Origin of the sequence: Sutcliffiella sp. NPDC057660 (genome assembly GCF_042800035.1) — a bacterium.
Lineage (GTDB): Bacteria > Bacillota > Bacilli > Bacillales > Bacillaceae_I > Sutcliffiella_A.
The window spans coordinates 61,889-70,261 of sequence record NZ_JBHVHV010000023.1 but is presented as its reverse complement, the minus strand read 5'-3'; the positions used below and the strand labels follow the sequence as shown (position 1 = coordinate 70,261).

6 protein-coding genes are annotated in these 8,373 nt (G+C 46.1%); all 6 read left to right on the top strand.

The annotated features are described in order from the left end of the window. The first annotated feature begins 948 nt into the window (after window positions 1-948). Window positions 949-1,410, top strand: a complete 462-nt coding sequence (locus ACFVAD_RS21990; RefSeq protein ID WP_386645341.1) for a CtsR family transcriptional regulator — start codon at window positions 949-951, stop codon at window positions 1,408-1,410. A gap of 13 nt (window positions 1,411-1,423) precedes the next feature. After that, a complete protein-coding gene (mcsA, locus tag ACFVAD_RS21985) occupies window positions 1,424-1,972 on the top strand; it encodes a protein-arginine kinase activator protein McsA (RefSeq protein WP_386645338.1) in 549 nt (182 codons plus the stop codon). Next, window positions 1,973-3,037, top strand: a complete 1,065-nt coding sequence (mcsB, locus tag ACFVAD_RS21980; protein WP_386645335.1) for a protein-arginine kinase McsB — start codon at window positions 1,973-1,975, stop codon at window positions 3,035-3,037. 22 nt (window positions 3,038-3,059) lie between these two features. Beyond that, window positions 3,060-5,498: an ATP-dependent protease ATP-binding subunit ClpC gene (gene clpC / locus ACFVAD_RS21975; RefSeq protein ID WP_386645332.1), complete on the top strand. Its 2,439-nt coding sequence runs from the start codon at window positions 3,060-3,062 to the stop codon at window positions 5,496-5,498. A 400-nt stretch (window positions 5,499-5,898) separates the two neighbouring features. Further along, complete coding sequence (gene radA / locus ACFVAD_RS21970; protein ID WP_204420071.1) at window positions 5,899-7,275, top strand: DNA repair protein RadA; 1,377 nt, start codon at window positions 5,899-5,901, stop codon at window positions 7,273-7,275. A 2-nt stretch (window positions 7,276-7,277) separates the two neighbouring features. Next, the gene (disA, locus tag ACFVAD_RS21965) at window positions 7,278-8,351 is read left to right on the top strand and encodes a DNA integrity scanning diadenylate cyclase DisA (protein ID WP_386645328.1); all 1,074 of its coding nucleotides are present in this window, start codon (window positions 7,278-7,280) and stop codon (window positions 8,349-8,351) included. Window positions 8,352-8,373 lie beyond the last annotated feature (22 nt).

The window sequence follows — 8,373 nt, the reverse complement described above, 5'->3', positions numbered from 1 at the left end:
CTGTCCCCCTGTGAGAGTAGGACGTTGCCAGGCAAGTTTAGAGGGAAGATCAGTGCTTAGGTGCTGGTCTTTTTTTGTTTTGGTTTTGTTCTTTGGAATTTTTGTTGTGAGGGGATGGTACTTAGTAGTGCCAGGCCCCTCTTTTTTTGTTTGGGGGAGAAAGAGGTTGGGTGGTGGGTGGAGGGGCCAGGCACTGGTGTGATTAGTGCCGTGACCAAGGGGGAAAGTTGAGGATGACGGTAAGAAAAGAAGCAATTCGTACCGCGACCGAGGGGGAAAGTTGAGGATGACGGTAAGAAAAGAAGCGATTCGTACCGTGACCAAGGGGAAAAGTTGAGGATGGCGGTAAGAAAAGGCGTGATTCGTGCCGTGACAGAGGAGAAGAAGAAGGGGAGACGGTAAGAAAGAAGTGATAAACCGTATAAATTAAAGAATGAAAATAGAATTGTGCGGATAAGAGAGGGTTTCATGTGACTCCCTCTGTGATAGTAGGACGTTGCCAGGTAAATTTTGTTGGAAGATCAGCGCAAAGGTGTTGGTCTTTTTTGTTTTGTTATTTGTTCTTTGTATGGTTGTTGTGGGGGATGGTACTTAGTAGTGCCAGGCCCCTCTTTTTTTGTTTGGGGGAGAAAGAGGTTGGGTGGTGGAGGGAGGGGCCAGGCACTGGTGTAGTGAAGTCCTCCTACTACCATTTACACCAACCTACCCCATGCCCGGCACACCTCATTACATAATACCCGCCCCCGCCAAACCAACATTTCCCCCGGACATGCAGCCGCCTCCCAAACCCCCATATAAACTTCTCTGAACAAATTTGACCAATTGATGTTTACATGCGGTCAAAAAGTGGAATTCTGTTGTTGTGAGAGATATTTATTGAAAAATTTTTGGTGGTCTTATATATTTTAATTATAGTCAAAGATAGTCAAGGTCAGATGGGGGGATAGCATGAGGAACATATCTGATGTCATTGAACAATATTTAAAGCAGGTTTTAGAGCGAAGCAGGGAGCATTCTGCGGAGATAAAACGGAGTGAGATTGCTGATAAGTTTGAATGTGTACCTTCTCAGATTAATTATGTGATAAATACAAGATTTACAATTGAACGAGGATATCTAGTGGAGAGTAAGCGCGGTGGCGGAGGTTATATACGCATCATAAAGATCAAGACCCATGATCACTTGCAGCTTATTGACCAGATTATTGATTTGATAGATGTGCGTGTTTCGCAGTCGAGTGCAGAGGATGTAATTTTTCGATTAGTGGAGGAGAAGATAATTTCTGCACGCGAGGCGAAGATAATGGTTAGTGTGATGGATCGTTCTGTTATCTATTTAGGGTTGCCTGAGAGAGATGAGCTGCGGGCAAGGATGCTAAAAGCGATGCTTACTACTCTTAAGTACCGTTAAGGGGGAAAACACGATGGTGTGTCAGGAATGTAAGGAACGTCCTGCGACGTTGCATGTTACGAAAGTTATCAACGGGGAGAAGTCGGAAGTTCATATCTGCGAGCAGTGTGCACAGGAAAAGGGAAACATGTCCATGTTCTCCGGCGGAACGGGATTTTCATTAAATAATCTGATTGCTGGATTGTTGAATTCAGAGCAGCTGATTTCGAACAAAAAGCCGGAGGAGTTCAAGGAGACCAAGACCCTCCAATGTGAACGGTGCAAGATGACATTTCCTCAGTTCACCAAGATTGGACGTTTTGGCTGTTCGGAATGCTATCGGACATTTGAGGATAAGATGCAGCCGATTTTAAAAAGGTTTCATAGCGGCAATACGGTGCATACGGGTAAAATCCCCAAGCGGATCGGCGGAAGCATGCATGTCAGAAAAGAGATAGATGCGCTAAAAGAAGAATTAAAAGAACTTATCTTACAGGAAGAGTTCGAAAGCGCAGCGAATATAAGAGATAAGATTAGAGAGTTGGAAAAGAAATTAAGTGATAAAAGAGAGGAGGAGCAATAAATGTCTCTTGAACACTTTTTGAATAATGAAGTTAGTTCCTGGATGAAGCAGGAGGGCCCCGCTTCTGATATTGTGCTTAGCAGCAGAGTGAGGCTTGCCAGGAATCTGGAGGAGATGTGGTTCCCTACCGTTTCTAGCAACGAAGAAGCAAAGGAAATCGTCGAAACGATGAGAACGCATTTTTCCGACCGGACCTTTCAGGAAATTGGTGAGTTGGAGTTTCTTGTTATGGAGGAGCTTAATGCGCTGCAGAAAAGAGTCCTGGTGGAGAAGCATCTGATTAGTCCGCAGCTTGCGGAACATTCGACGTATGGTGCATGTTTTCTATCACCGAATGAAGAAGTGAGCATTATGATAAATGAAGAGGATCATATTCGTATTCAGTGTCTGTTTCCAGGGTTGCAGCTGACAGAAGCTTTACAGATGGCCAATGACCTCGATGATTGGCTGGAGGAAAAGCTAGATTATGCTTTTGATGAAAAGCGAGGATACTTAACCAGCTGCCCGACCAATGTTGGGACAGGGATGAGGGCTTCGGTGATGATGCACTTGCCAGCACTTGTCATGACACAGCAAATGAACCGCATTGTCCCGGCAATCAACCAGCTGGGTCTGGTCGTTAGAGGGATATACGGCGAAGGCAGCGAAGCGTTGGGAAACATTTTTCAAATCTCGAATCAACTGACTCTGGGAAAATCAGAAGACGATATTGTGAACGACCTGCTTAGTGTGGTACAGCAACTAATTGCACAGGAGAGGTCGGCAAGGGAAGCATTAGTTAAAACTTCCAACATACAATTAGAAGACAGAGTTTTTCGTTCCTATGGTATATTGGCGCATAGCCGGGTGATGGAAACGAAGGAAGCGGCAAAATGCTTATCCGATGTACGACTTGGCATTGATTTGGGGTATATCGAGAATATATCAAGATCCATTTTGAATGAATTGATGATTTTAACGCAGCCAGGTTTTTTACAGCAGTATGCTGGCGGTCCATTAAGACCGGATGAACGAGATATTCGTAGAGCGAGCCTAATTAGAGAAAGACTTCGTTTAAAATTATAAATTAATCGGGAGGCGATTATATATGATGTTCGGTCGATTTACAGAGAGAGCACAGAAAGTACTTGCATTAGCACAGGAAGAGGCACTTCGTTTAAGCCATAATAATATCGGGACAGAGCATATCTTGTTAGGCCTGGTAAGAGAGGGAGAGGGAATTGCCGCTAAAGCGCTGATTGCTCTTGGCCTTGGTCCGGAGAAGATTCAAAAAGAAGTGGAGAATTTGATTGGACGTGGACAAGATAGCGGACAATCCATTCCGCACTACACACCTCGAGCGAAGAAAGTGATTGAGCTTTCCATGGATGAAGCACGCAAGCTGGGACATTCCTATGTAGGCACAGAGCATATCCTGCTCGGCTTGATCCGTGAAGGCGAGGGAGTGGCGGCACGTGTGCTGAATAATCTTGGTGTCAGCCTGAACAAGGCTCGCCAGCAGGTGCTTCAGCTTCTGGGCAGTAATGAATCTTCAGGAGGCCATCAGGGTGGAGCATCTCAAAATGTGAATACACCTACACTTGATAGCCTTGCGCGTGACCTTACAGCCGTTGCAAGAGAAGGCAGCCTGGATCCGGTAATCGGAAGAGCAAAGGAAATTCAGCGAGTGATTGAAGTACTTAGCAGAAGAACAAAAAATAACCCGGTTCTGATCGGAGAGCCTGGGGTAGGGAAGACGGCTATCGCTGAAGGCTTGGCACAGCAGATTGTCAACAACGAGGTGCCGGAGATTCTTCGTGATAAACGTGTCATGACGCTTGATATGGGTACAGTGGTAGCAGGAACGAAATATCGTGGGGAATTCGAGGATCGTCTGAAAAAGGTGATGGATGAGATCCGCCAGGCAGGCAATATCATTCTATTCATTGATGAGCTTCATACGTTGATTGGAGCAGGCGGTGCGGAAGGTGCCATTGATGCATCCAACATTTTGAAACCATCCCTAGCACGTGGGGAGCTTCAATGTATCGGTGCCACAACCTTGGATGAGTATCGTAAATATATCGAAAAGGATGCCGCGCTTGAGCGACGCTTCCAGCCTATTCAGGTGGATGAGCCAACAGCGGCTGAGTCCATTCAGATTCTGACAGGCCTGCGTGACCGCTATGAGGCGCATCACCGTGTATCCATCACGGATGAAGCGATTGAACAGGCGGTTAAGCTTTCCGATCGTTATATTTCGGACCGCTTCCTGCCGGATAAGGCGATCGACCTTATCGATGAGGCCGGCTCCAAAGTAAGACTGCGTTCATTCACTACACCTCCTAATCTAAAAGAACTGGAAGTGAAGCTGGAATCAGTTCGCAACGAAAAGGATGCAGCTGTCCAAAGCCAGGAATTTGAAAAGGCGGCGTCCTTGCGTGATACGGAGCAGCGCTTACGCGAACAGCTGGAGGATACGAAGAAAACGTGGAAGGAAAAGCAGGGTCAGGAGAATTCCGAGGTGACAGTTGAAGACATCGCCATGGTAGTGTCCAGCTGGACTGGAATTCCGGTATCCAAGCTTGCCCAGACCGAAACAGATAAATTGTTGAACATGGAACAGCTGCTTCACTCCCGTGTCATCGGTCAGGACGAAGCGGTGAAAGCAGTATCCAAAGCGGTGCGTCGAGCACGTGCCGGTTTGAAAGACCCTAAACGTCCTATCGGCTCCTTCATCTTCCTTGGACCTACCGGGGTAGGTAAAACGGAACTTGCAAGAGCCTTGGCCGAGTCCATTTTCGGCGATGAGGATGCGATGATCCGCATTGATATGTCCGAGTACATGGAGAAGCACTCCACTTCCCGTCTGGTAGGGTCCCCTCCTGGATATGTAGGATACGATGAAGGCGGACAATTGACAGAGAAGGTTCGCCGTAAACCATATTCAGTCATTTTGCTGGATGAGATAGAAAAAGCGCATCCGGACGTGTTCAATATTCTCCTGCAAGTGCTGGAGGATGGCCGTTTGACAGATTCTAAGGGACGTACGGTCGATTTCCGCAACACGCTTGTCATTATGACATCCAACGTTGGAGCGGACGCATTAAAACGCAACAAGTATGTGGGTTTCAATGTACAAGATGATAATCAGAACTATAAGGACATGAAAGGGAAAGTGATGGAGGAGCTGAAAAAGGCTTTCCGTCCGGAGTTCCTGAACCGTGTCGATGAGATGATTGTATTCCACTCCTTAGAGAAGGCGCACCTGAAGGAAATTGTGACACTTCTGTCCGATCAATTGACGAAGCGTCTGAAGGAACAGGATATCGAACTGGAATTGACCGATGCAACGAAAGAGAAAATCTCGGAGGAAGGGTACGATCCGGAATACGGAGCAAGACCTTTGCGCCGGGCTATTCAGAAGCATGTGGAGGATAAACTATCCGAAGAGCTGTTGAAAGGGAATATTGAAAAAGGCAAGAAAATTGTCATGGATGTAGTAGACGGCGAGTTTATTGTCCGTGACGTGGAAATAGTAAAATAAAGAAAATGTTCATGGTTTTTGGGACCAAAATCATAGTGGAGGTAGGCTCTTATTTTCAGAGCTTTGCCTCCTTTCTTGTATATGCGAATTCTACAACTTAAAATTGGCTTGGACGGTAGGAAATAAGGTATCATAAAAAGAGGAAAACAATGGTATTTTAACGTGGCTCTTATCGTAAAGTATAATGCTTATAACCTAGAAAAATCGGCTTTTGGATTTTTCACTTGAAAAATCGGCTTTTGGTTTTTTTACAGCATTTCTCCCCATATCATTCAAAGAGAAAGTAAATTTACTACACTGGAAAAGAGCACGAAAGCAAGTAATATTACGTATGTACGCTGGGTACGTCAAAAGCAACAATATAAGCGAAAACAGCATTTAAAAGAGAGAGGATTTTTTCATGGCAAAACGTAAGACGAAATTTATTTGTCAGGAATGCGGATACGAATCTGCCAAATGGATGGGGAAGTGTCCAGGTTGCGGCACATGGAATAAAATGACCGAGGAAATGGAAGAATCCAAAACTCCAAGAAGAGGAGGGTTTACTACATCCTCTCCGACACTTGTGAGAAAAGCGGAATCCATTACGAAGGTAGAGACCATAAAGGAAGCGCGGATCCAAACCGATATGGCGGAATGCAATCGGGTACTTGGCGGTGGCTTGGTACAAGGTTCACTCGTACTAATCGGAGGCGATCCCGGTATCGGGAAGTCGACACTCCTGTTGCAGGTGTGCTGTCAGCTCGCTGTGAAAAAGCATCGGGTGCTTTATATTTCCGGAGAAGAGTCCGTACAGCAGACGAAGCTTCGAGCAGACCGCTTAGGCGTGCAGGCTGATGAATTGTTCGTATTATCGGAGACCGATTTTGAGTTGATTGGAAAGGCGATAGATGACGTTCAGCCAACGCTCCTTGTTATTGATTCGATTCAAACGGTCTATCATCCCGCTGTTACCTCTGCACCAGGTAGTGTATCACAGGTAAGAGAGTGTACAGCAGAGCTGATGAGGATTGCCAAAACCAAGAATATTGCGGTATTCATTGTAGGGCATGTAACGAAGGAAGGTTCCATTGCCGGACCTCGTTTGTTGGAGCATATGGTAGATACTGTGTTATATTTTGAGGGAGAGCGTCATCATACATATCGTATTTTGCGATCTGTTAAAAATAGATTTGGTTCGACAAATGAGATTGGCATTTTTGAAATGAAGGAGGAAGGGTTGGAGGAAGTGAAAAACCCTTCTGAGATCTTTCTCGAAGAGCGCTCCAAAGGGGCAGCGGGTTCAACGGTTGTAGCATCGATGGAGGGAACACGACCGGTGCTGGTGGAAATACAAGCACTGATCTCTCCGACAGGATACGGAAATCCGAGAAGGATGGCCACCGGTATCGATCATAATCGCGTGTCACTGATCATGGCAGTATTGGAAAAAAGGGTAGGTCTCCTTCTGCAAAACCAGGATGCTTATCTGAAGGTGGCTGGTGGAGTGAAGCTGGACGAACCGGCTATCGATTTGGCTGTTGCTGTCAGTATTGCATCAAGCTTCCGGAACCAAGCGTCCGAACCTACGGATGTGGTGATTGGGGAAGTGGGACTGACCGGGGAAATCAGGCGGGTCTCCCGAATCGAACAGCGGGTGCAGGAGGCTGCAAAACTTGGGTTTAAGCGCGTCATTATCCCTTCCAAGAATCTTGGAGGGTGGACCGTTCCGAAAGAGGTCAATGTTATCGGCGTTGCCACCATTGACCAAGCGCTGCAATATGTTTTAGGAGGATAGGGATGGAGGAACTACGTCTGAACGAAAAAACAATGGCGGATACGTTACAATTTATTGCACCGGGCACACCAATCAGAGAGGGGATCAACAATATTCTCCGCTCGCAGACAGGTGGGTTGGTGGTAGTCGGCTTTAATGACAAGGTGAAAGACATGGTTGATGGAGGTTTCTCCATCAACTGTCCATTCAGCCCAGCATATGTATATGAATTGGCAAAAATGGATGGAGCCATTATATTAAATGAAAAAGGTACAAAAATCCTTTATGCCAATGCACAGCTGACTCCCAACCCGACCATCATCTCCACAGAGACCGGTATGCGTCATAGAACGGCGGAGCGGGTGGCCAAGCAAACAGGATGCCTCGTTGTTGCGATATCGCAAAGAAGGAATGTCATTACCTTGTATAAAGGTGACTTCCGATACGCTTTACGTGACATTGGCGTAATTTTTACAAAGGCGAATCAAGCCATTCAAACCTTGGAAAAATATAAGTCTGTCCTTGACCAGGGAATCACAAATCTTGGGGCACTCGAATTTGAAGAGCAGGTTTCTTTATCCGAGCTGCTGCAGGTGATACATCGGATTGAGATGGTTCTCCGCATCAAAAATGAGATTATCAGTTATATCAATGAGCTGGGGACAGAGGGAAGATTGATCCGTTTGCAGATGACCGAACTTCTGGCACACATAGAGGAAGAAGCGATTCTGCTGATAAAAGACTATTGTGTGGACAAAGACAGGGATGCTTTTGTCATTCTGAAAAAGCTGCAGGAGCTTGCCAATACTGATCTGCTGGATGATAACGTCATTCTGAAGATGCTGGGATATTCAGGCTTCATCAATCCGGATGACTTCGTGCTTTCAAGAGGCTACCGAATCCTGCATAAGATTCCTAGACTACCGCCACTTGTCATAGAAAACTTGGTGTGCAGATTCAAAAATATGAAACAAATCCTTCTTGCAACCGTAGAAGAGTTGGACGAAGTGGATGGGATAGGGGAAGTGAGGGCCCGGAAAATTAAAGAAGGCCTTAAACGGATCCAGGACCAGCTGCTGATAGATCGTCAAATTTAATACGGACAACGGTGACAGGTTG

Bases quoted from the DNA above. Each gene is read 5' to 3' on its own strand.
- ACFVAD_RS21990 (WP_386645341.1), top strand. From the start codon at position 949: ATGAGGAACATATCTGATGTCATTGAACAATATTTAAAGCAGGTTTTA.
- mcsB (WP_386645335.1), top strand. From the start codon at position 1,973: ATGTCTCTTGAACACTTTTTGAATAATGAAGTTAGTTCCTGGATGAAG.
- mcsA (WP_386645338.1), top strand. From the start codon at position 1,424: ATGGTGTGTCAGGAATGTAAGGAACGTCCTGCGACGTTGCATGTTACG.
- radA (WP_204420071.1), top strand. From the start codon at position 5,899: ATGGCAAAACGTAAGACGAAATTTATTTGTCAGGAATGCGGATACGAA.
- disA (WP_386645328.1), top strand. From the start codon at position 7,278: ATGGAGGAACTACGTCTGAACGAAAAAACAATGGCGGATACGTTACAA.
- clpC (WP_386645332.1), top strand. From the start codon at position 3,060: ATGATGTTCGGTCGATTTACAGAGAGAGCACAGAAAGTACTTGCATTA.